A 20,534-nucleotide genomic window follows, 5' to 3' on the forward strand; every position below is an offset into this window, starting at 1 on the left:
CCCCCCGCCCACGTCATGTCAGGTTCGCCGGCTGACCGCGAAGTCGGCCAGGCTCTCCAGGCTCAGGCGCCAGTCGTTGGCCGGGAAGCCCGACAGCGCCGCCTTGGCCTTGTCGGCATAGCCTCCAGCCAGATCCAGCGTGGCCTCCAGCGATCCGGTGCCGACGATCAGCTCGCGGGCCCGGCGGAAGTCGGCCTCGGTCTGCTCGCGACGGCCGATGGCCCGCTCCCAGAACTCGGCCTCGCGCGGACCCGAGCGGGCGATGGCCAGCAGCAGCGGCAGCGTGGCCTTGCCTTCGCGGAAGTCGTCGCCGGCGTTCTTGCCCAGGGCCTCGGTCGTGCCGCCGTAGTCCAGGGCGTCGTCGGCCAGCTGGAAGGCCAGGCCCAGGTTCATGCCGTAGGCGCGCAGGGCGTCCGACTGGCTCGGAGAGACTCCGGCGGAGACGCCGCCGGCTTCCGAGGCCGCGGCGAACAGCTCGGCGGTCTTGGCGCCGATGATTTCGAGATAGAGCGCCTGCGATAGGTTCAGGTCGTGGCTGCGGGTGAGCTGCAGCACCTCGCCCTCGGCGATGACCCGGCTGGCCTTGGCCAGGATCTCCAGCGCCTTCATCGAGTTGGTCTCGACCATCAGCTCGAAGGCCCGGGCGAACAGGAAGTCGCCGACCAGCACGCTCTGGGCCGCGCCCCAGATCAGGTGGGCCGCGACCTTGCCGCGCCGCAACTGGCTGCCGTCGACCACGTCGTCGTGCAGCAGGGTGGCGGTGTGGATGAATTCGACGGCGGCGGCCAGCTTCAGGCAGGTGTCGTTGTCCGACCCGGCCAGGCGCGCGGCGGCCACGGTGAGCAGCGGGCGCAGGCGCTTGCCGCCGGCGGCGATCAGATGCTCGGCCAGGGCGGGAATGACCGGAACCTCGCTCTGCATGCGCGCGGTGATCAGGGCGTCGACCCCGGCCATGTCGGCGGCGGCCAGCCGCACGAGACGATCCACCGATCCCGGCTCCCGGGCGAGGGTCGCTGCAGCTGCGTCCAAAACCATACTCTCCCTGCTGACGCCCGCCGGCGGTCGGCGTGCGCCTCGCGTCCCTCGGGCTTGATCAGCCGTTGCGAGCGACAATGCTGGCGGGATAGGTCAGGGTCAAGGCGAGCACAAGGCTTGAAACGTTGCCGGACGAGATACCCGCCCCTCCGAACCCCTCGGGGGTCACCGAAGACACCGTCCTGAACGGCCGCGTCAGGCTGCGCCAGCCCGTGGCGGGCTACCGGGCGGGCATGGACGCGGCCCTGTTGGCGGCCGCCTGCGACGCCGGCTCGAACGAGCGGGTGATCGAGGCCGGCTGCGGCGTCGGCGGCGCCTTGCTGGCGGCGGCGGCCCGGCGACCGGGCGTCCGATTCGTCGGATTGGAGCGTGACCCCGCCGCCGTCGACCTGGCGCGCGGCAATGTCGTGCTCAACGCCCTGCGGGATCGTGTCGAGATCGTCTCCGGCGATGTCGAGCGCGGCTTTCGGGCCCTGGACCTGCCGGTGTTCGACGCGGTGATCGGCAATCCGCCGTTTTTCGACGATCCCGGCGCCCTGCGCGCGCCCTCTCCCGAGAAATCCGGGGCCTGGATGGCCGACGGCGGGTTGGCGGCCTGGACGGGCTTCTGCCTGAAGGCGGTGCGCGAGGGCGGGACCATCACCCTGATCCACCGCGCCGACCGCCTGGCCGACATCCTGGCCCTGCTGGCCCCCAAGGCCGGCTCGTTCAAGATCCGCCCGGTGGCGCCCTTCGCCGACGCCCCGGCCAAGCGGGTGATCGTGCGGGCGATCAAGACCGGCAAGGCGCCGCTGGTCCTGCTGCCGCCGCTGGTGCTGCACGACCGCGAGGAATCCGGGCATTCGGCGGCGGCCGAGGCGATTCTGCGAGGCGATGCTGGACTAGGATGGACGTAGGGACCGGTTCACCTCACCCACTTGCCCCCTACTCCGCGTACAGCGTCAACGCCTCCAGGCACATTTCCAGGCCCGTCAGGTCGTGGAGCGGGTCGTCGGTGATGATCACGAACAGGCGGCGAGCCTCGGCCCACAGCATCAGGGTCTCGGGCAGGCCGAAGTCCTCGACCACGCAGCCGTCGCCGTCACGCCAGACGCCGTGCTCGTCGCGCTGGGCGCCGACATGCACCTCGACCCGGTCGACATATTCGGCCTCGCTTTCGTCGGCGATGTTCACATAGGCCATGATCGGCCGCCCCAGTCCGGCCAGCACCCCGGCCTCGAAAGCGGCGGCGCTGGCGCAGGACGGGCCGCGGAACGGGGTCAGGTTGATGATCCCGGCGTCGGCCTGTCGCAGCTTGGCCATCCTCTCGGCATAGAGTTCGCGGGCCTGGATCTCGACATTGTCGGCCTGGATCTCGACGATGGCGGGAGCGGTCAGGCCGGTGAAGCCGTTGTCTAGGCATAGGGCGCGCTGACGCGAACCTTGCGCCTCGGCATCAGGAAGCCAAGGCTCGGGTCCGGACAGCCAGATGGAACGTACGGGTCTCATAGACCCTTAGAGCTTGCCGAAACGGGACGCTGTCAACCGCCTTGAGGACCATGAACGCCCCAAACCGCCGCACGCTGATCGCCGCGACCGCTTCCGCCCTGGTCACGCCATGTCTCATCCCCAACCCCGCGCGGGCCGCCACGAGCGCCCCCTGGCTGGCCTATGACCGCCGCCTGCGTCGCCAGCTGGCCGAGAACCGGGGCGACTTCGATCCCGACTTCGAGATCGACCTGCACGACCTGGGCGACATCTTCCGGCGCGGCCAGGGCCTCTCCGAGCTGGCGCACGATCCCGGCCTGACCCTGGCGGCCCGCGCCCACGCCGCCGACGTCGCCCGCACGAGCGTCTTCGACCACATGACCCGCGAGGGCTTCGGCCCCGCCGCCCGGGTGGGCCTGCTGGCCCGCGACCTGATCGGCGCCCCGGGCGAGAACATCGCCGAGCGGATGAACGGCAGCGGCGCGGTGCGGCCCGACCAGATCATGGGCCAGTGGAAGGGCAGCGCGGGCCACCGCGCCAACCTGCTGGCGCCCGGCTTCACCCATGTCGGCTACGGCGTGCTGCGCCAGGGCCGCGAGGTGCTCGCGGTCGGGGCCTATGCCGAGGTCTCCGCCCGCCTGGCCGCCCCCGCCCCGCTGCGAGTGGCGTCGGTCACCGCCATCGCCGCGGCCCTGTCGAACGCCGTCCCGCGCATCGACCAGTTCTCGATCTCCGAACCCGGCGCCGAGGCCCTGATCGAGACCTATGTCGAGGCCCCCGGCGCCCGGACCCTGCCGCCGGGCGCCTGGCAGCTGCGCCCGCACCTGTCGACCGGCGCGCGGAAGCACCTGGTGGCCTGGGGGCCGGTGTTCGTGCTGGGCTAGGGCTTACCTTCGGACACGGTGCGTGATCCTCGTCTTTCGACAAGCTCAGGATGAGGACCAAGAGCAGGCGGTAGCAGTAGAAAACCTCATCCTGAGCTTGTCGAAGGACGAGGTTTTCGCTTCCGAAGCCGAAAGTCGATCGGCCCTAAGGCTGCGCCACGCCCAGCGTCTCGATGCGGATGGCCACGGCGTCGCCGATCATGCCCGCCGCCCCGGCGCTGCCGAAGGCCTTGCGGCTGATCGCGCCGGTGATGGTGAAGCCGGCCTGCTTCTTGTTGTTGTTCGGGGCCGAGCCGAGCTTGTTCAGCTTGACGTCGAAGGTGGTCGGCAGGGTCACGCCCATGATGGTCAGGTCGCCGGTGACCTTGGCCGTCGTGTCGCCGGTCTTCTCCACCTTGGTGGACTTGAAGGTCATGGTCGGGTTCTTGGCCGCGTTCAGCCAGCGCTCGCCCTTGACGTGCTCGTCGCGAGTGGCGTTGGCGGTCAGCAGGCTGTCGACGGTGACCGTGGCCTCGACGCGCGACTTCTCGGGCGCGGCCTCGTCCAGCCAGATCGTGCCCTCCGACTTGGCGAAGATGCCGATCACCGAGGTGTAGCCGAAGCGGTCGATGACGAAGGTCGTCTCGGTATGGGCCTCGTCGAGCTTGTAGGCGACCTCGGCGGCGGCGGCCGGCGCGGCGGTCGCGCCCAGGGCGGCGCAGGCGGTCAGGACGGCGAGCAGGCGTTTCATCGAGCGTTCCCCTCATCCCGTTCAGCGGGATCGTGCAAGCTTCACGCGAGCGACGGCGGACGGCAAGCGCCCAAACGAAAAACGGCGGGCCCTTTCGAGCCCGCCGTTCGTCGTTTCAGCGATGAAGCCGAAGCCTAGTTCTTGGCCACGTCCACCAGCTTGTTCTTGGCGATCCAGGGCATCATGGCGCGCAGGCGGCCGCCGACTTCCTCGATCTGGTGCTCGGCCGAGCGGCGACGGGTCGCCTTGAAGCTCGGCTGGCCCACTTGGTTCTCAAGCATGAAGTCGCGGACGAACTTGCCCGACTGGATGTCTTCCAGCACGCGCTTCATCTCGGCCTTGGTTTCCGGCGTGATGATGCGCGGACCGGTGACGTATTCGCCGTACTCGGCCGTGTTGCTGATCGAGTAGTTCATGTTGGCGATGCCGCCTTCGTACATCAGGTCGACGATCAGCTTCAGTTCGTGCAGGCACTCGAAATAGGCCATTTCCGGCGCGTAGCCGGCTTCCACCAGCACTTCGAAGCCGGCGCGGACCAGCTCGACCGTGCCGCCGCAGAGGACGGCCTGCTCGCCGAACAGGTCGGTTTCGCATTCCTCGCGGAAGTTGGTCTCGATGATGCCCGAGCGGCCGCCGCCGATGGCCGAGGCGTAGGCCAGGCCGAGGTCCAGGGCGTTGCCGGTGGCGTTGTGGTGCACCGCGATCAGGCAGGGCACGCCGCCGCCCTTCTGGTACTCGCCGCGCACGGTGTGGCCGGGGCCCTTGGGGGCGACCATCAGCACGTCGATGGTGTCCTTGGGCTCGATCAGGCCGAAGTGCACGTTCAGGCCGTGGGCGAACAGCAGGGCCGCGCCGTCGCGGATGTTGGGGGCGATGTCGTTCTTGTAGATCGCGGCCTGATGCTCGTCGGGCGCCAGGATCATGATCAGGTCGGCCCAGCCGGCGGCTTCGGCGACGGTCATGACCTTCAGGCCTTCGCCCTCGGCCTTCTTGGCGGTCGGCGAACCGGCGCGCAGGGCGACGGCGACGTTGCTGGCGCCGGAGTCCCGAAGGTTGAGAGCGTGCGCGTGACCTTGCGAACCATAGCCTACGATCGCGATCTTCTTGTCCAGGATGCGAGCGAGGTCGGCGTCGCGATCATAATAGACGCGCATGTTTTTTCTCCAGGACTGGTCAAATATGGCCGCCTCGCGCAACGGCGAAGCGACAAAGGCCGGGCGTTTGAGCGTTTTTTTGCCGTTTCGTCAAGGCGATGACGACAGAACACCGTGACCCGAAAGCCTCTGCGGCGACGTTTTAGACGCTGGGGCGTTCCACCGCCATGGCTAGTCCTCAAGAAGCCCCTTCAAACACGTCCAAGGACGCGCCCATCGTCTCCCCCGAACCCAGCGAGGACCGCGCCCTTCGGGTGCTGGTGATGGCCGGCTCGCAACGGCGGCACAACAGCTGCCCGGGGCTCGACTCCAAGGCGCGGGCCCTGATGCTGCGAATGGCCGCGGCCCTGCCGCCCGAGTGGCAGATCGACACCGAGGACCTGGGCAACCAGCACGGCAAGCCCAAGATCCAGGCCTGCAACGCCTGCGTCAGCTCGTCGATGGCGCTGTGCGTGTACCCTTGCAACTGCTACGGCCCGCGCAGCGCCACCCAGCCCGACCTGATGTGGGACCTGGACCTCTACGGCCGCCTGGCCCGGGCCGACGCCTGGGCCTTCATCGGCCCGACCAACTGGTACGGACCCACGACCAATTTCAAGCTGATGTTCGACCGCCTGGTCTGCGCGGCCGGCGGCAATCCGCGCCCCGACCTGATCGACAAGAAGGACACGCTGAAGGCCCAGGCCCTGGAGCGCTCGCCTCAATGGCGGCGGCTGACCAAGAACCACCTGGAAGGCCGCACGGCGGCGTTCTTCACCTATTGCGACGGCGGGGCCAACGAGATGGGCGAGGACGGGCGGCCCAGGCTGGTCAGGCGCAAGGACTGGTTCGATCCGGGCCAGGAGCCCTACACGGACGAGAAAATGGCCTATCAGGGCCTGGTCTGGCAGTGCCGCTACAGCGGGATCGAGGTTCCGGACGCCCTATGGACCGCGGGCGTGTTCGGCGAGGGCAAGCCCTACGCCGACGACCAGACCGACGACATGATGACCGAGACCGACCACGTGGCTCAATTCGACGCCTGGGTCGAAGGTTTCATCGCCCACGTGGCGTTGAAGGGGATCGTCGCGACCAAGGACGACGAGCGGGCGGCGAAATCGACGACGAACCTCTGAGATCCGGACGGGGACGCACGCTGGCGCGCGTCCCCGCTTTTCGGTCTACCAGAACAGGCCGTAATAGACGCTCAGGACCTGGCCGCTCCAGACGTCGACCAGCAGGGCGTCATTGCCGACGCGGACCCACTCGCAGCCGACCGGCGGGAACGGCAGGCCATATTGCCAGGCGTCCAGATAGTAGGACTGGCCGTACCAGCCGCCCGGCAGGTAGTCGCCGAACGACCAATGGCGAACATAGTAGCCGCGCGGATAGCGGTAGGCGCCGACACGATAGCGCTGCGACGCGTGATAGGCCGGCCGGTAGCGACGCTGGTCGTAGCGCTGGCGGTCATTGTCGCGGGTGCGCCATTGGCCGTTGTACTGGCCGCCCCGTCCTTGTTCGGCGCGTCCTTGATCGCCGCGTCCAGGACCGCGATCCCAGCCGCCGTTCTGGCCGTCGCGGTTCCTGTCGCCGCGATCGGCGCGGTTCTGGTCGCCGCGGTTCTGGTCCCAGCGACCTTGGTCGCCGCGGTTCTGATCGCCCCGGTTCTGATCGCCGCGCGCCTGATCTCGGCGGTCCTCGCCGCCGCCGCGTCCACCCTGGCGCCAGCCGCCTTCGCGGCCTTGCTGCGGGCTCTGGGCCTGGGGCGCGGGCGCGGGCTGCTGCGGCGGTTGGGCCTGGGGCGCCGGGCGAGCGCCGCCGTCACGGTCGGGTCGAGCGCCGCGATCGCCGCGTTCACTGCCGGATTGACGCCAGCCGCCGTGATCGCCGCCCGGGGGCCGGGCTTGAGCTTGCGGTTGAGCCTGCGGTTGCTCTTGCGGCTGGGTCTGCGGTTGCTGTGGTTGCGACCGTTGCTGGCGCCAGCCGCCGCCTTCGCCCGAGTCGCGTCCGCCGCGTCGATCCAGGTGATCCTGCATTCCGCCCAGCCCCGCGCCGGCGGCCTGGGCCGAGGCCCCGCCCAGCAGGGACAGGACCAAGGCGGTCGTGATCAGACGTTTCATCGCTTTCCAAATGCTCCAAGGGGCCTTGTGCCGGCCCTGTCGCTCATCCCTTGTATTGAGTGTCGCCCGTGCTCCATGAACCGCGTTTGAACGACGCCCTTTCGAAAGACACCCAGGGGATCCGCCATGACCGCCAAACCGCAGGACGTTCTGGGCTTCTGGACCGCCGCCGGTCCGGACAAGTGGTTCGCCAAGTCAGACGCCTTCGACTCGGCCATCCGCCTGAAGTTCGAACCCGTCCACCTGGCCGCCGCGCGCGGCAAGTACGACGCCTGGGCCGCCGACCCCGAGGGCGCCCTGGCCCTGGTCATCCTGCTGGACCAGTTCCCCCGCAACCTCTACCGCGACAGCGGCCACGCCTTCGCCACCGACGGCAAGGCCCGCTCGATCGCCGTCGCCGCCGTGGCGGCCGGCCACGACAAGGCCGTCGCGCCCGAGCTGCGGCCGTTCTTCTATCTGCCGTATGAGCATTCGGAGTCGCTGGCCGACCAGGAGACCTGCATCGCCCTGTGCGAAGGGCTGCTGAAGGACACCGGCGACGCCGACACCCTGAAATGGGCCATCGTCCACCGCGACATCATCGCCCGCTTCGGCCGCTTCCCGCACCGGAACAAGGCCCTGGGCCGCACCACGACGGCGGCCGAGCAGGCGTTCCTGGACGAGGGCGGGTTCGCGGGGTGATTGGCCGCCCTTCCCTCCCATAAAGGGGCGGGAAAAGTCCCGTGAGCCTGTGGACCATCGTCCATGCCGCACTACCCAGCGGCCCGATTCGCCCCCAAAGTCCGACCATGAACGCCATCGCGCCCATCCACGCCGAACAGGCCGCCGCCGACCATCCCGAGCGGCAGTATCTGAACCTGCTCGCCGACATCCTGGAAAACGGCGTCGAGCGCGGCGACCGCACGGGCACCGGTACGCTGGGCGTGTTCGGCCGGCAGATCCGCTTCGACCTGTCCAAGGGCTTCCCGGTCCTGACCACCAAGAAGCTGCACCTGCGCTCGATCATCGTCGAGCTGCTGTGGTTCCTGCGCGGCGACACCAACGTAAAGTACCTGCAGGACAACGGCTGCAAGATCTGGGACGAGTGGGCCGACGAGAACGGCGACCTGGGTCCCGTCTACGGCAAGCAGTGGCGCTCGTGGGCCGCGCCCGCCAAAGACGGAAAGAGCAACCAGTCGATCGACCAGATCGCCAACCTGGTCGAGGGCCTGAAGACCAATCCCAACGGCCGCCGCCACATCGTCAGCGCCTGGAACCCGGCCGACGTCGAGGACATGGCCCTGCCGCCCTGTCACTGCCTGTTCCAGTTCTTCGTCGCCCCCGATGGAGAAGGTGGCGGAAAGCTCAGCTGCCAGCTCTACCAGCGCAGCGCCGACGTCTTCCTGGGCGTGCCGTTCAACATCGCCTCCTACGCCTTGCTGACGATGATGGTCGCCCAGGTGACGGGCCTGAAGCCCGGCGAGTTCGTCCACACCTTCGGCGACGCGCACCTCTATCTGAACCACCTGGACCAGGCCCGCGAGCAGCTCCAGCGCGAGCCCAAGCCCTTCCCCACCCTGAAGATGGCCGACAAGCGCGACCTGTTCGCCTTCGACTATGAGGACTTCCAGCTGGAAGGCTACGAGGCCCACCCGCACATCAAGGCGGCGGTCGCCGTTTGACCTGGGCCACCGACCGGCTCGACCAACTCAAGGGCGGCGACGTCGTCCTGCCGCCGGTGGTTCAAACGCTTCAGCTCGGCGGTCTCGACGACTGGGGCGAGGGCTGGGCGCGCAAGACCTGGACCCCGGCGCAGGAGCTGCTGAACGCCGACGGCTCGCTGTTCGGCGGCTACATCGCCGCCCTGGCCGACCAGATCCTGGCCTTCGCGGCCATGACCGTCGCGCCCGGCGACGCCATGTTCCGCACCAGCAACCTGAAGGTCGACTTCATCCGGGTCGGCAAGGCGGAAATCCTGACGATCGAAGGCCGCGTGGTCGCCGGGACCAAGAGCATGATCCACGTCGAGGCCGACTTCCGCCGCCCGGACGGCGAGCTGATCGCCCGCGCCTCGGCGCAGCAGATGGTGGTTCCGTTCGGCGGCTGATCGTCCGCTAACGTCGTACGCCCGACAGACCGGGTGGCCCAGCCGCCCGACGCAGGGTAAACAGGGCCCATGTCCGTTATCCTTACCGTCGGCCCCGTCGCCCGCTCGCTCAACGGCGTCATCGGCCGCGACAACGACCTGCCCTGGCGGCTGAAGTCCGACCTGGCGATCTTCAAGGCGTGCACGATGGGCAAGCCCGTGATCATGGGACGCAAGACCTGGGACAGCCTGCCCAGGAAGCCCCTGCCCGGGCGGATGAACATCGTGCTGTCGCGCGACGGCTCGTTCGAGCCGCCCCAGGCCGTGGTCTGCGAAAGCTTCCTGGAGGCCGTGCAGATGGCCAAGGAACAGGCGGCCGAGGACGGCGTCGACGAGGTCTGCGTGATCGGCGGCCGCGCCCTGTTCGAGACCGCCCTGCCCAAGGCCAAGCGCCTCTACCTCACCGAGGTGCAGGCCGAGGTCGAGGGCGACGTCAGCTTCCCCGCCTTCGACGAGGCGGCCTGGACGGAAGTGCGTCGCGAGGCGCATTCTGCGGGTCCCGACGACGACCACGCCTTCGTTTTTCGTGTGCTGGAGCGCCGATGATGCGACCCCGTTCCTGGTCTTTGGCCGCCCTGCTCGGCGCTATCGCCCTTTGCGTCGGCCTGACCGGCATCGCCTCGGCCGACGTCAGCCTGGGCCAGAGCGACAGCCTGGCGCGGGCCGCGGCCACCGACGTGGTGGTGTTCAACGTGGTCAAGGTGCGGCCGCTGGACGGCGGCGAGGTCGCCTCCTGCCGGGTCTTCGGCCGGGCGATCCGGGCCGAGCGCGGCAAGCGCTTCCGGCCCCGGCAGTCGGTGCGCCTGACCGTGCCTTGCGCGACGCAGGGCGCGGACGCCTCGGACGCCACGCCCAAGTGGGTGGACCGCGAGGCCCTGGTGCGCTCGGCTCACGGCCGCGCCTTCCTGGGCGGCGACGGCGGGCTGATCGCCTACGAGCTCTATGATCTGAACTGACGCATCGTCAGCCTTGCGGGGCCGTTCAAACGCCCGTTTACTCCCTCTGTACGCCCGCTAGAGGCGTCATCCCAGGGAGAGACGCATGGAGCTGGAACTCGTCGCCGAGGACCTGCGGTTTCCGGAAGGCCCGATCGCCATGGCCGACGGCTCGGTGATCCTCACCGAGATCCAGGGCCAGGTCCTGACCCGCGTGCATCCCGACGGCCGCAAGGAGACCGTCGCCGAGGTCCCCGGCGGTCCCAACGGCGCGGCCGTCGGCCCGGACGGGGCGATCTATGTCACCAACAACGGCGGCGCCTTCCAGTTCTTCGACATGGGCGGTCTGAACGTCCCCGGCCCCACCCCGCCCTCGCACACGGGCGGCTCGATCCAGCGCGTCGACATCGCCACGGGGAAGGTCGCCACGCTCTACACCGAATGCGACGGCAAGCCCCTGGTCGGCCCCAACGATCTGGTGTTCGACAGGCAGGGCGGCTTCTGGTTCACCGACCACGGCTGCAGCACGCCCGAGGGCCGCAAGTTCGGGGCCCTCTATTACGCCCTGGCCGACGGTTCGCAGATCACCCGCTGGCGCGACCACTTCGTCTCGCCCAACGGCGTGGGCCTCTCGCCCGACGAGAAGACCGTCTACATGGCCGACACCCTGCTGGGCCGCCTGTGGTCGTTCGACATCGCCTCGCCGGGGGTGCTGGCCGATCCGGTCCCGCTTCTGCCCGGCAACGTGGTCTGCAACCTGCCGGGCTATCAGCTGCTGGACAGCCTGGCGGTCGAGGCCGACGGCAAGGTTTGCGTGGCCACGATCATCAACGGCGGGATCACCGCCTTCTCGCCGGACGGCTCCACCGAGCACTTCGCCGTGCCCGACGTGATCGTCACCAACATCTGCTTCGGCGGGGCCGACATGCGCGACGCGTGGATCACCGCGTCGGGGACGGGGAAACTGTACAAGGCGCGGTGGCCGCGGGCGGGGTTGAAGCTGAACTTCAACGGGTAGGTCCTCCCCCTGTGGGGGAGGTGTCGGCGCAGCCGACGGAGGGGGGAGTTTGCCGAGGTGGGTCTGCTCCCCCCACCGGCGCTTCGCGCCGCCTCCCCCACGGGAGGTTCTTGTCAGGCCAGTCGCCTAGTACAGCACCCCCAGCGCCGAGCGCTCGAAGCTCTTCAGCTCGTCCTCGCGGCCGTCGCGGATCTTCACCACCCATTCGGGGTCCTGCAGGAGCGCGCGGCCGACGCCGACCAGGTCGAACTCGCCGCGCTCCAGGCGCTCCAGCAGGCCGTCGATCGAGGCCGGCTGGCTGCCCTCGCCGCCGAAGGCCGCGATGAACTCGCCCGACAGGCCCACCGAGCCGACGGTGATGGTCGGGGCGCCGGTCAGCTTCTTGGCCCAGCCGGCGAAGTTCAGGTCGGATCCCTCGAACTCCGGCTCCCAGAACCGGCGTTGCGAGCAGTGGAAGATGTCGGCGCCGGCATCGGCCAGCGGCTGCAGCCAGGCCTCCAGCAGTTGGGGGGTCTCGGCGTTCTTGACCGCGTAGTCCTGTTGCTTCCACTGCGACAGGCGGATGATCACTGGATAGTCGGGACCGACGGCGGCGCGGACGGCCTTCAGGATCTCGGCGGCGAACTTGCTGCGCTCGCCTATGCTGGGCCCGCCGAACACGTCGTCGCGGACATTGGTGCCGTTCCAGAAAAACTGGTCGATCAGGTAGCCGTGGGCGCCGTGCAGTTCGATGGCGTCGAAGCCCAGCAGCTTGGCGTTGGCGGCGGCGCTGGCGAAGGCTTGAATCGTGTCCGCGACGTCCTCGTCGGTCATCGGCTCGGTGAACGGGTTGCCGCCGGCCTTGGACAGGCCCGAGGGGCTGTCGATCTTGCCCAGCACGTCCTTGCCCTTGGCCGAACCCACGTGCCACAGCTGCGGGGCGATCAGACCGCCGGCGGCGTGCACCTCGTCGACCACCGTCTTCCAGGCCGCCAGTTCCTTTTCGCCATGGAAGCGCGGGACGTTGGCGTCGTTCAGCGAGGCCGGCCGGGCCACGCCCGTGCCCTCGGTAACGATCAGCCCGACCTGGTTCTCGGCGCGGCGGCGGTAATAGGCGGCCACCTCGTCGGTGGCCACGCCGCCCGGCGAGAACGACCGGGTCATCGGCGCCATCACCACCCGGTTGGGCAGCTTCAGCGACTTGAATTCGAACGGCTTGAACAGGGCGTCGAGGGCCATGGCGGCTCCGGAGAAAACATTTGTTTGAAAAACTTATGCGGTGGGTTTCGTTTCAGGACCACCCAGAAAAACTGCAAGACGGGTCAATGTCGAATTGGAAAGACATTGCGTCCTTCAAGGCTTCGCTTCGCTCCGCGCCTCGGGAAGAGGAATTCAGCAAGGTGCTCCTCATCCTGAGGCGCCCGCGCAGCGGGCCTCGAAGGACGCATGGCGCTAGAGCCCCAGCACCAGCTTGGTGATGATGTTCTTCTGGATCTCGCTGGAGCCCGCGTAGATCGTGGTCTTGCGGTAGCTGAAATAGGCCGGGGCGACTGGGCCGGCATAGTCGGGACCCGCGCGGCCGTCGTTGGTCGGGGCCCAGGTGTCGCGCACGAACGGCGCGGCGTAGGATCCGACCGCCTCGAGCGCCAGTTCGGTGATCGCCTGCTGGGTTTCCGAGCCCGCCAGCTTCAGCATCGACGAGGCCGGCCCCACCGCCTTGCCCGCCCCGCGCCCGGAGAAGATCCGCAGTTCGGTGGCGTTCAACGACTCCACGGCGATCTCCAGCTCGGCGATCTTGCGGCGGAAGTCCGGGTCCTCGATCAGCGCCCCGCCATCGTCGGCCCGCTCGGCCGACGCGATCTTCTTGACCTTGCGCAGCATGTGCATCAGGCCCGGCGCGTAGGCGTTGCCGCGCTCGAACTCCAGCAGGTACTTGGCGTAGGTCCAGCCCTTGTTCTCCTCGCCGATCCGGTTGGCGACCGGCACGCGGACATTGTCGAAGAAGACCTGGTTGATCTCCTGCTCGCCCTCGGCCGGGCCGTCCAGGGTGGGCAGCGGCTTGATCTGGATGCCCGGCAGGGTCATCGGCAGCAGCAGGAAGCTGATGCCCTCCTGCGGCTTGCCCTCGGTGGAGGTGCGCACCAGGCAGAACATCCAGTCGGCCCACTGGGCGTGGGTGGTCCAGATCTTCGAGCCGTTCAGCACATAGTCGTCGCCGTCGCGCTCGGCCTTCATCTGAAGCGAGGCCAGGTCCGATCCCGAGCCGGGTTCGGAATAGCCCTGGCACCACCAGATGTCGGACGACAGGATCGGCGGCAGGTGCTGGGCCTTCTGCTCGGGCGTGCCGAACGCCATGACCACCGGCGCGCACATCTTCAGCCCCATCGGCGAGGGATTGGGCGTGCCGGCCAGCGCCAGCTCCATGTTGAAGATGTAGCGCTGCGACGGCGTGAAGCCGGCCCCGCCCAGCTCGACCGGCCAGTCAGGAGCCGCCCAGCCGCGCTCGAACAGCTTCTTCTGCCACTTCACCTGGCCGGCCTTGTCCAGATAGCCGTTCTTCGACTGCGCCGCCTTGCGGCGCAGGTCGTCGTCGAAGGCCGTGGCGATCCAGTCGCGGACCTCTTGCTGGAAGGCCAGGTCCTCGGCCGAGAAGGCGAGATCCAAGGCCCCTACTCCACCGCGTCGAGATATTCGATCTCGGGGCGGCCGGCCATGAACGGCCCCATGGCCGCGCCGGCGGCCTTGAAGTAGTCGGTCCCGCCATGATGCTTGAGGGCGTCTTCCGAGGCGTAGAGCTCCAGCACCTTGTAGACGCCGGCCTCGGTCTTGCTGCGGGTCAGCTGATAGGTCAGGCAGCCCGGCTCGTTGGCCTTCACCTTGGCCGCCAGGCCGAGGAACACCTTCTCGAAGTCGCCCGCCTTGTCCGGCTGAACCTTCAGCACCGCCACCACGCCGATCATGTCGTCCTCCCGAGGCCTTCGGCCAAACGCTTGTTTGAAGGCAGTGTCGGGGAAGCAGCGGCGGAGGGCAAGGGGTCTAGCGCTCTACCTTCACAACCGTCATCCCGGGCCTTGTGCCCGGGACCCCTGGTTCAGCTGACGGTGAAGTAGAATGGCGCGCCAGCGCGCCACCCTCCTGCCCTTGCGGCAGACAGAGGGGTCCCGGGCACAAGGCCCGGGATGACGGTGATCTTGTGGTGAAGGCGTTATCTACCGCCGCTCGTTCCAGCCGTAGGCCACCCACGAGTGGCCGCCCATGTGGCGGGCTTCGATCAGGCCGGGGTCGCCGCTGGGGGCGGCGGCGGTCGCGCCGCGGCCGCGCAGGGCGAAGGCGGCGAGGCCGAGAAGGGCCGTGGCCATGAAGCCGATGACCACCAGGGTGGCGGCGAACACCACCGCGATAACAGCGGCGACGGCGACGGCGATGGAGGTCGCGACGGCGCCGGCCAGCGTGGCCAGGCTGCGCCAAGCGATACCGGTAGCCTTAGCTGTCTCCATCATCGTCCTCGCAGGCGTGCCCCGCCCATGGATTCAAGATGGGGCGCCAGTACTGAACGTCAACTGAACACCCGACCAATCATTCCGCAAAATGAATTCCGCGCTAACCACCGCGAATTGGCGGTTTAGCTGGCGCCGAACCCCGCCAATTCGCGACGCTCGCGCATCACCGTGCTGAAGGCGGCGTTGATCGCGGCCGACTTGGCCTCGGCCACCTCGATGAACTCCAGCGGCAGGCCGCGGGCCCGGGCGCGGTCGGGGTGGGCCTCCGACATCGCCGCGCGCCAGGCCGAGTGCACCACCGCGTCGTCGGCGTCGGCCGGCACGTCGAGGATGCGGTAGGGATCGTCCGGCCCGGTCCCGACATGGGTGGCGGTCAGGCGGCGGAACGACAGCGGCGACATGCCGAACAGGTCGGCCACGCGCTCAAGATAGCTGAGCTCCTCCTGGGTCACCGCCCCGTCGGCCTTGGCAATATGGAACAGGCCGTCCAGCACGTCCTCGAGGATCTGCGGGCAGGTGCGATAACGCTTGGCCAGCCGCTTGGCGTAGCTCTCGAAGCCGTGCGTGGTCTGCCGGGCCAGGTCGTACAGGCGATGGATGTTGTTTTCCGACTCCGGGTCGGGATGAAACACCTCGGCGAAGGCGGCGTATTCGTCGCCGTCGGCCGATCCGTCGGCCTTGGCCAGCTTCGCGCCCAGCGCCGTGACCGCCGTCGAGAACGCGGGATCCTGCCCCGGCAGACCGGGCGGACATTCCTGGCATTCCGCCATGTCCAACCGTCGCGCGGCCAGGGTTGCGATGTTGCGCCAGAAGGTCATGGTTGCGACGAAAATCCAGAAGCGTGGCGGAGGTATGACGGGGGCGATACGTCGCCCGCCTCTCAACGGATCACGCTCCCGTTTTGCCTTCTAGCATAAAAAAGTCGCGTCCCCACCCGGTCCTTGCTGCGGCGCACATTGAAACTTTGTAACGTACGGAGGAACGGCCAAGGTTCGCAACGCTCGGCTGCACACAGAAATCTTTGCCCGGAGCGGGAGCGTTTGGCCGATCCGTTCGTTATGGTGGCGCTTGACCGACCGCGGTGCAAAACACCTCGGCGCCATGCTCCGGTCCCAATGCGACCGGAAATGCTCTATTCGAATGCGACCGACTCTCTGAGCGACGCCCCATAAGAGGACTTCCGCCCGCATGGCGACCGCCTTCCTTCTCGCCCTGGCCCTGATCGCCCAGGATGCCCCCGTCTCCACCGCGCCGACCGCCACCGCTCCCCCGCCTCGCACCACCCCGGCCAACACGCCGCCGACGGACGACTACGGCTATGTCGGCTGGTGCTATGGCGCGCTGGGCGGCTATGTCGAGCTGTACGACAAGGTGATGCCCGAGGTCACCCGCATCGAGAAGGCCTTCCCCGGTCCCGACGGCTTCGCCGCCTCGATGAAGGAATATCCGGCGCTGCGCGACCAGGCCAAGAAGGACCTGGTGGTCTACCGCTCGGCCATCGTCGCGGCCGAGAAGGCCAGCCCCCGTCCGATCTCGGAATACGGCGCGGCGGCGATCAAGAAGGGCCACTCGGTCTGGAGCGGCGCCGATCAGGTCGAGAAGGCGCGCCTGGCCCAGGTGTGGATGAGCTGGAGCCCGCCCGGCGACTGCGACACCCGCGCCAAGACCCTGGAGACCAAGTCCAACCTGTTCGGCCAGGCCCTGAACTACAACGTCAAGAAGGACCAGGCGCCCGCCGCCGCCCCGGCCGAGCCGACCCCCGCCCCGGACGCCGTCAAGGAAGAAGCCGCTCCGGCGGCCGCCGCGCCCGAAGCGCCGGCCCCGATCGCGGAGACGCCCGCCGCGGCGGCCGAAGCGCCCGCCGCCGAAGCCCCGGTCAAGACGACCGCCAAGCCGTCCACGACCAAGACCGCCGCCAAGAAGCCGACCGCCGCCGCCGGTCTGCCGCCGATCGGCGCCAAGCCCGCGGCCATGCCGATCGCCGCCAAGGGCGAGGTCATCATCGATCCCGCCAATCCCCAGCCCTGCGCCGGCAGCCTCGTCCCCGCCAAGCGCGGCGGCAAGAACGTGCTGATCTGCAAGGCGGACTAGGGCCGGCGCCGATTGGGGACATGCCCATGGGCATGTCCCCAGCCGCACCTAAGTCGTCGGCAGCAGCCCCGTCGTCGCCACCTGCTTGAACCACCCGTACGACGCCTTGGGCGTTCGCACGCCGGTCGCGCGGTCCATCGCCACCAGGCCGAACTTGGAGGTGTAGCCGATGTCCCATTCCCAGTTGTCGATCAGGGTCCAGGTGAAGTAGCCGCCGATCCGCGAGCCGGCCTCCATCGCGCTCTTCACCGCCTCCAGGTGGCGGCGCAGATACTGGCATCGGAAGCCGTCGTCGATCACCGCCGGGCCATCGCCGAACGGGTCAGAGCAGCCGTTCTCGGTGATCATCACCGGCGGGTTGCCGTAGTCGCGGCGGACCATCTCCAGCACCTGCGCCAGGCCCGACGGATCGATCTGTCGGCCGAAGGCGTCCAGCTCCGCCCCCTTCGGCGGCGCGCCGGGGGCGATGTGGCTGGGGCTGGCCAGGTCCAGCTTCACATAGGCCGGGGCGTAGTAGTTGACCCCCAGGAAGTCGATCGGCTGATGCACGGTCTTCAGGTCGCCGTCGCGAACGCACCCCTTGAGGAAGTCGTCCATCAGCTTCGGATAGGTCCCCTTCAGCAGCGGGTCCAGCCAGGCCCGGTTCCACAGGGCGTCCAGCCCGTCGGACGCCGGACGGTTCCAGAACGCCAGCGGCCCGCCCGAAGGCCGACACGGCTGCAGCGCCTGGGTCGTGCCGATCCGCAGGTCGCCGCGGGCCGCGCGCAGGGCCTGGATCGCCAGACCCTGGCCCAGGTTCATGTGGTGGGTGGTCGGGCCCAGCAGAGCGATGTCCTTCAACCCCGGCGCTTGTTCGCCCAGCACGTGGCCGAACACCGTGTGCACGGCCGGCTCGTTGAGGGTGATGAAGTGTTTGAGCCGGTCGCCCAGCCGCCCGGCCACGGCGGCGGCGTAGTCGGCGAAGCTCTTGGCGGTGTCGCGCGCGCTCCAGCCGCCCTTGTCCTGCAGGGCCTGGGGCAGGTCCCAGTGGAACAGGGTGGCGTAGGGCGTGACCCCCTTGGCCAGGCAGGCGTCGACCAGGCGGTCGTAGTGGTCCAGCCCCGGGGCGTTGACCGTCCCCGAGCCGGTGGGCAGGACCCGCGACCAGGCGATCGAGAAGCGGAAGGCCTTAAGCCCCGCCCCGGCGATCAGGTCGAGGTCCTCGGCGTAGCGGCGATAGCTGTCGGTGGCGACATCGGCGTTCGAGCCGTCCTTGATCCGCCCCGGCTGCTTCTCGAAGGTGTCCCAGATGCTGAGGCCGCGGCCGTCGGCGTTGGGCGAGCCTTCGGTCTGGAAGGCCGCCGTCGCCACGCCCCAGACGAAGTCGCTCGGGAACTGGCGGGACTTGATCGTGGCCTCGGTCTGGCCGACGCGGTCGCAGCCGCTCAAGGTCGCGCTGGCCGCGCCTCCGACCGCCAACGCGCCCAGCGCTCGACGGCTGATGCCCCTGTCGCCCACGTCCGCCCCCTATTCCCCGCCGAGGGTCGAACGCCCTCGTGCGGGGTCAGGATGAACGCAAAGCGCGAGCTTTGGCTAGCCTGCCCTTTAGGTCAGGTCCGCCGCCCCTTCACGTAGGCGTCGATCACGCCCTCCAGTTCGGTCAGCGGGACGTTGCCGCCCATCACCACCGCGTCGTCGAAGGTGCGCAGGTCGAACCGGGCCCCGAGCGCGGCCTGGGCCTTGCCGCGCAGGCGAACGATCTGGCTGTGACCGACCTTGTAGCCGCAGGCCTGGCCCGGCCAGGCGCAGTAGCGATCGACCTCGCCCTGCACTTCCTCGCGGGTCGAGCCGTTGGTGGCCACGAACCAGTCGATGGCCTGGTCGCGGGTCCAGCGCTTGGCGTGGATGCCGGTGTCGACCACCAGGCGGCAGGCCCGGAAGGCGATGGACTGGAGGTAACCCAGCTGGCCCAGCGGATCGCCGTCATAGGCGCCCAGCTCGTCGGCCAACTGTTCCGCGTAGAGGGCCCAGCCTTCCGAATAGGCGTTGAAGGCCAGCAGCGAGCGGACCAGCGGCAGCTTGTAGGTGTACTCGCCCTGCCAGATGTGGCCGGGCAGCCCCTCGTGATAGGTCAGGGTCGGCAGGCCGTAGCGCGGCCACATGCCCGTGTCGCGCAGGTTGATGTAGTAGTTGCCGGGCACGGTCCCGTCGATCGAACCGGCCGCCGCATAGCCGCCCGGCGCCCCGTCCTGGATCTCGACCGGCACCCGCTTGATCAGCAGATTGCCCGGAACCATCGTGGCGAAGGCGCGCGGCAAACGCGCGCGGATGTCGGCCACCCGGCCGTTCAGATAGGCCAGGATCTGGGCCCGGCCTTCGTCGGTGTTGGGGAACAGGTTCTTGGGGTCCTCGCCCAGGGCCTTCATCCGCGCGCCGACGCTGCCCTGGGTCAGGCCCTGGGCCTTCAGCAGCGTGTCCATGCGCGAAGACAGCGCCTTCAGCTCCTCCTGGCCCATCTGGTGGACCTCGTCGGGCGTCATGCGGCTGGTGGTGCCGGCCCGCAGCGCCCAGGCGTAGTAGGCCTCGCCGTTGGGCAGCTTCCAGGCGCCGGCGTCCGAGTTGGCCTTGGCGCGATGGGCGGTCAGCTCGGCGATCTGGCGGTCCATGGCGGGCGCGATCTTGCCCTCGACGATGGCGGCGGCGCGGCGCGCGTGGTCGCCGGGGATGTCCTTGGCCTTCTTGGCCAGCGAGGTGACCAGGCCCCAGTCGGCGATCGGCGCGGCCCGCGCGCCTTTCTGCTGCTTCAGGGTCTTGTCCAGCAGGAAGTCCGGGGCGATCACGCCCAGGGCGCCGTCGTGCTTCAGGCGCGCCGTCTCGCCGTCCAGCTGGGCGGCGTAGAGCTCCAGGCGGTGGAGATAGGCCTCGACGTCGGCGACGCCCGTCACGCCGTGCAGGCTGTCGAGGAAGTCAGGCGTCTCGACGAAGGCCCCGGTGTTCTGGGCCACCACGTAGGGCGCGTTGCGATACGACCACTGCGACGACAGGCCGATGGCGTCGCCATAGGGGAAGTCGAAGCCTTCGACGGCCAGTTCGTGGGCGGTCTGGACGACGCCCAGATCGAGCGCGGTCGCCGGGCTCAGTCCCTTGCGGTCGACCGCCTTCATCCGGGCGACCCGCGCCTTGGCGGCGGCGGCCAGCTTGCCGCGGCCTTCCAGCGAGCGGTCGGTCAGGGTGGCCTTCAGGGCGGCCCGCGCGCCCTTGTCCAGGCCGAGCGCGGAAGCGTTCTCGGGATATTCCCGCATCAGGTCCTCGGCGACCGAGGACAGCAGGGCCTCGGCGGCGGCGTCGCCGGGCGCGGCGGCCAAAGCCTTGCTTCCGAGAGCGCTCCCACCGAACGCGGCGGCGGCCGCGCCGAGGGCTAGAACGTCACGTCGATTGAACTGGCTCACGCTGGATCTCCCCGGATTCGGAGAGAGTCCTAGCGCGGCTTTTCATCAGAACGAACCTGATCCTTCTCCCCTTGCGGGAGAAGGTGTCG

The 20,534-nt window shown here is 68.9% G+C and carries 22 protein-coding genes; 10 read left to right on the plus strand and 12 right to left on the minus strand.

All coding sequences use genetic code 11. The annotated features are described in order from the left end of the window. Positions 1 to 18: 18 nt before the first annotated feature. Positions 19 to 1,029: a polyprenyl synthetase family protein gene (locus ASD21_RS20445; protein ID WP_162250259.1), complete on the minus strand. Its 1,011-nt coding sequence runs from the start codon at positions 1,027 to 1,029 to the stop codon at positions 19 to 21. A 239-nt stretch (positions 1,030 to 1,268) separates the two neighbouring features. On the opposite strand from ASD21_RS20445, the gene ASD21_RS20450 reads away from it, so the two are divergent. Then, positions 1,269 to 1,931 (plus strand): tRNA1(Val) (adenine(37)-N6)-methyltransferase, encoded by a 663-nt coding sequence (locus tag ASD21_RS20450; RefSeq protein WP_235524937.1) that lies wholly within the window; start codon positions 1,269 to 1,271, stop codon positions 1,929 to 1,931. 28 nt (positions 1,932 to 1,959) lie between these two features. Here ASD21_RS20450 and ASD21_RS20455 read toward each other — a convergent pair whose 3' ends face one another. Next, a complete protein-coding gene (locus tag ASD21_RS20455; RefSeq protein WP_056445703.1) occupies positions 1,960 to 2,523 on the minus strand; it encodes a nucleoside 2-deoxyribosyltransferase in 564 nt (187 codons plus the stop codon). Positions 2,524 to 2,573: 50 nt separating this feature from the next. Between ASD21_RS20455 and ASD21_RS20460 the strand changes: the two genes are divergently transcribed. Further along, the gene (locus tag ASD21_RS20460; protein WP_056445706.1) at positions 2,574 to 3,386 is read left to right on the plus strand and encodes a CAP domain-containing protein; all 813 of its coding nucleotides are present in this window, start codon (positions 2,574 to 2,576) and stop codon (positions 3,384 to 3,386) included. A 145-nt stretch (positions 3,387 to 3,531) separates the two neighbouring features. Here the strand turns inward: ASD21_RS20460 and ASD21_RS20465 are convergent, their stop codons facing one another. Both ASD21_RS20465 and ilvC read right to left on the minus strand, forming a co-directional pair. Further along, positions 3,532 to 4,116, minus strand: a complete 585-nt coding sequence (locus ASD21_RS20465) for a YceI family protein (RefSeq protein WP_056445710.1) — start codon at positions 4,114 to 4,116, stop codon at positions 3,532 to 3,534. A gap of 134 nt (positions 4,117 to 4,250) precedes the next feature. Then, positions 4,251 to 5,270 (minus strand): ketol-acid reductoisomerase, encoded by a 1,020-nt coding sequence (ilvC, locus tag ASD21_RS20470; RefSeq protein ID WP_056445712.1) that lies wholly within the window; start codon positions 5,268 to 5,270, stop codon positions 4,251 to 4,253. A gap of 167 nt (positions 5,271 to 5,437) precedes the next feature. On the opposite strand from ilvC, the gene ASD21_RS20475 reads away from it, so the two are divergent. Beyond that, positions 5,438 to 6,385 (plus strand): NAD(P)H-dependent oxidoreductase, encoded by a 948-nt coding sequence (locus ASD21_RS20475; RefSeq protein WP_082554861.1) that lies wholly within the window; start codon positions 5,438 to 5,440, stop codon positions 6,383 to 6,385. A gap of 45 nt (positions 6,386 to 6,430) precedes the next feature. Here the strand turns inward: ASD21_RS20475 and ASD21_RS20480 are convergent, their stop codons facing one another. After that, positions 6,431 to 7,369, minus strand: a complete 939-nt coding sequence (locus ASD21_RS20480) for an RcnB family protein (protein WP_056445715.1) — start codon at positions 7,367 to 7,369, stop codon at positions 6,431 to 6,433. Positions 7,370 to 7,495: 126 nt separating this feature from the next. Here ASD21_RS20480 and ASD21_RS20485 point away from each other — a divergent pair, with 126 nt between their 5' ends. The 6 genes from ASD21_RS20485 to ASD21_RS20510 all read left to right on the plus strand — a co-directional run bounded on the left by ASD21_RS20485 (position 7,496) and on the right by ASD21_RS20510 (position 11,447). After that, complete coding sequence (locus tag ASD21_RS20485; RefSeq protein ID WP_056445718.1) at positions 7,496 to 8,050, plus strand: DUF924 family protein; 555 nt, start codon at positions 7,496 to 7,498, stop codon at positions 8,048 to 8,050. A gap of 107 nt (positions 8,051 to 8,157) precedes the next feature. Further along, positions 8,158 to 9,030: a thymidylate synthase gene (locus ASD21_RS20490; protein WP_056445721.1), complete on the plus strand. Its 873-nt coding sequence runs from the start codon at positions 8,158 to 8,160 to the stop codon at positions 9,028 to 9,030. Further along, entirely contained in the window at positions 9,027 to 9,455 is a 429-nt protein-coding gene (locus ASD21_RS20495) for a PaaI family thioesterase (protein WP_056445725.1), read from the plus strand. Before ASD21_RS20490 ends, ASD21_RS20495 begins: the two co-directional genes overlap by 4 nt. 69 nt (positions 9,456 to 9,524) lie before the next feature. Continuing rightward, positions 9,525 to 10,040 (plus strand): dihydrofolate reductase, encoded by a 516-nt coding sequence (locus tag ASD21_RS20500; RefSeq protein ID WP_056445728.1) that lies wholly within the window; start codon positions 9,525 to 9,527, stop codon positions 10,038 to 10,040. Next, complete coding sequence (locus ASD21_RS20505) at positions 10,040 to 10,450, plus strand: hypothetical protein (protein ID WP_056445730.1); 411 nt, start codon at positions 10,040 to 10,042, stop codon at positions 10,448 to 10,450. Before ASD21_RS20500 ends, ASD21_RS20505 begins: the two co-directional genes overlap by 1 nt. An 85-nt stretch (positions 10,451 to 10,535) precedes the next feature. Continuing rightward, positions 10,536 to 11,447 carry an SMP-30/gluconolactonase/LRE family protein gene (locus ASD21_RS20510; RefSeq protein WP_056445732.1) on the plus strand — a complete coding sequence of 304 codons (912 nt, stop codon included), beginning with the start codon at positions 10,536 to 10,538 and terminating at the stop codon, positions 11,445 to 11,447. Positions 11,448 to 11,573: 126 nt separating this feature from the next. Here ASD21_RS20510 and ASD21_RS20515 read toward each other — a convergent pair whose 3' ends face one another. The 5 genes from ASD21_RS20515 to ASD21_RS20535 all read right to left on the minus strand — a co-directional run bounded on the left by ASD21_RS20515 (position 11,574) and on the right by ASD21_RS20535 (position 15,744). Beyond that, positions 11,574 to 12,665, minus strand: coding sequence for an NADH:flavin oxidoreductase (locus tag ASD21_RS20515; protein ID WP_056445735.1), 1,092 nt, complete (start codon positions 12,663 to 12,665; stop codon positions 11,574 to 11,576). A gap of 213 nt (positions 12,666 to 12,878) precedes the next feature. Further along, positions 12,879 to 14,090, minus strand: a complete 1,212-nt coding sequence (locus tag ASD21_RS20520) for an acyl-CoA dehydrogenase family protein (RefSeq protein WP_056445738.1) — start codon at positions 14,088 to 14,090, stop codon at positions 12,879 to 12,881. 5 nt (positions 14,091 to 14,095) lie between these two features. Continuing rightward, entirely contained in the window at positions 14,096 to 14,386 is a 291-nt protein-coding gene (locus ASD21_RS20525; RefSeq protein WP_056445741.1) for a putative quinol monooxygenase, read from the minus strand. 249 nt (positions 14,387 to 14,635) lie between these two features. Then, positions 14,636 to 14,923 carry a hypothetical protein gene (locus ASD21_RS20530; RefSeq protein WP_056445745.1) on the minus strand — a complete coding sequence of 96 codons (288 nt, stop codon included), beginning with the start codon at positions 14,921 to 14,923 and terminating at the stop codon, positions 14,636 to 14,638. 125 nt (positions 14,924 to 15,048) lie between these two features. Continuing rightward, positions 15,049 to 15,744, minus strand: coding sequence for a J domain-containing protein (locus tag ASD21_RS20535; RefSeq protein ID WP_056445748.1), 696 nt, complete (start codon positions 15,742 to 15,744; stop codon positions 15,049 to 15,051). A gap of 370 nt (positions 15,745 to 16,114) precedes the next feature. On the opposite strand from ASD21_RS20535, the gene ASD21_RS20540 reads away from it, so the two are divergent. Then, positions 16,115 to 17,017 (plus strand): hypothetical protein, encoded by a 903-nt coding sequence (locus ASD21_RS20540; RefSeq protein ID WP_056445751.1) that lies wholly within the window; start codon positions 16,115 to 16,117, stop codon positions 17,015 to 17,017. Between the two features lie 48 nt (positions 17,018 to 17,065). Here the strand turns inward: ASD21_RS20540 and ASD21_RS20545 are convergent, their stop codons facing one another. After that, positions 17,066 to 18,514, minus strand: a complete 1,449-nt coding sequence (locus tag ASD21_RS20545) for a GH1 family beta-glucosidase (protein WP_056445754.1) — start codon at positions 18,512 to 18,514, stop codon at positions 17,066 to 17,068. A gap of 92 nt (positions 18,515 to 18,606) precedes the next feature. Continuing rightward, positions 18,607 to 20,445 (minus strand): DUF885 domain-containing protein, encoded by a 1,839-nt coding sequence (locus ASD21_RS20550; RefSeq protein ID WP_056445757.1) that lies wholly within the window; start codon positions 20,443 to 20,445, stop codon positions 18,607 to 18,609. Positions 20,446 to 20,534 lie beyond the last annotated feature (89 nt).

The sequence above is a fragment of the Caulobacter sp. Root1455 genome (genome assembly GCF_001426905.1).
Lineage (GTDB): Bacteria > Pseudomonadota > Alphaproteobacteria > Caulobacterales > Caulobacteraceae > Caulobacter.

What these genes read in the sequence shown, in the direction of transcription:
- ASD21_RS20450 (WP_235524937.1), top strand. Translation starts at nt 1,269, where the DNA reads ATGGACGCGGCCCTGTTGGCGGCCGCCTGCGACGCCGGCTCGAACGAG.
- ASD21_RS20455 (WP_056445703.1), bottom strand. Translation starts at nt 2,523, where the DNA reads ATGAGACCCGTACGTTCCATCTGGCTGTCCGGACCCGAGCCTTGGCTT.
- ASD21_RS20460 (WP_056445706.1), top strand. Translation starts at nt 2,574, where the DNA reads ATGAACGCCCCAAACCGCCGCACGCTGATCGCCGCGACCGCTTCCGCC.
- ASD21_RS20465 (WP_056445710.1), bottom strand. Translation starts at nt 4,116, where the DNA reads ATGAAACGCCTGCTCGCCGTCCTGACCGCCTGCGCCGCCCTGGGCGCG.
- ilvC (WP_056445712.1), bottom strand. Translation starts at nt 5,270, where the DNA reads ATGCGCGTCTATTATGATCGCGACGCCGACCTCGCTCGCATCCTGGAC.
- ASD21_RS20475 (WP_082554861.1), top strand. Translation starts at nt 5,438, where the DNA reads ATGGCTAGTCCTCAAGAAGCCCCTTCAAACACGTCCAAGGACGCGCCC.
- ASD21_RS20480 (WP_056445715.1), bottom strand. Translation starts at nt 7,369, where the DNA reads ATGAAACGTCTGATCACGACCGCCTTGGTCCTGTCCCTGCTGGGCGGG.
- ASD21_RS20485 (WP_056445718.1), top strand. Translation starts at nt 7,496, where the DNA reads ATGACCGCCAAACCGCAGGACGTTCTGGGCTTCTGGACCGCCGCCGGT.
- ASD21_RS20490 (WP_056445721.1), top strand. Translation starts at nt 8,158, where the DNA reads ATGAACGCCATCGCGCCCATCCACGCCGAACAGGCCGCCGCCGACCAT.
- ASD21_RS20500 (WP_056445728.1), top strand. Translation starts at nt 9,525, where the DNA reads ATGTCCGTTATCCTTACCGTCGGCCCCGTCGCCCGCTCGCTCAACGGC.
- ASD21_RS20505 (WP_056445730.1), top strand. Translation starts at nt 10,040, where the DNA reads ATGCGACCCCGTTCCTGGTCTTTGGCCGCCCTGCTCGGCGCTATCGCC.
- ASD21_RS20510 (WP_056445732.1), top strand. Translation starts at nt 10,536, where the DNA reads ATGGAGCTGGAACTCGTCGCCGAGGACCTGCGGTTTCCGGAAGGCCCG.
- ASD21_RS20515 (WP_056445735.1), bottom strand. Translation starts at nt 12,665, where the DNA reads ATGGCCCTCGACGCCCTGTTCAAGCCGTTCGAATTCAAGTCGCTGAAG.
- ASD21_RS20525 (WP_056445741.1), bottom strand. Translation starts at nt 14,386, where the DNA reads ATGATCGGCGTGGTGGCGGTGCTGAAGGTTCAGCCGGACAAGGCGGGC.
- ASD21_RS20530 (WP_056445745.1), bottom strand. Translation starts at nt 14,923, where the DNA reads ATGGAGACAGCTAAGGCTACCGGTATCGCTTGGCGCAGCCTGGCCACG.
- ASD21_RS20535 (WP_056445748.1), bottom strand. Translation starts at nt 15,744, where the DNA reads ATGACCTTCTGGCGCAACATCGCAACCCTGGCCGCGCGACGGTTGGAC.
- ASD21_RS20540 (WP_056445751.1), top strand. Translation starts at nt 16,115, where the DNA reads ATGGCGACCGCCTTCCTTCTCGCCCTGGCCCTGATCGCCCAGGATGCC.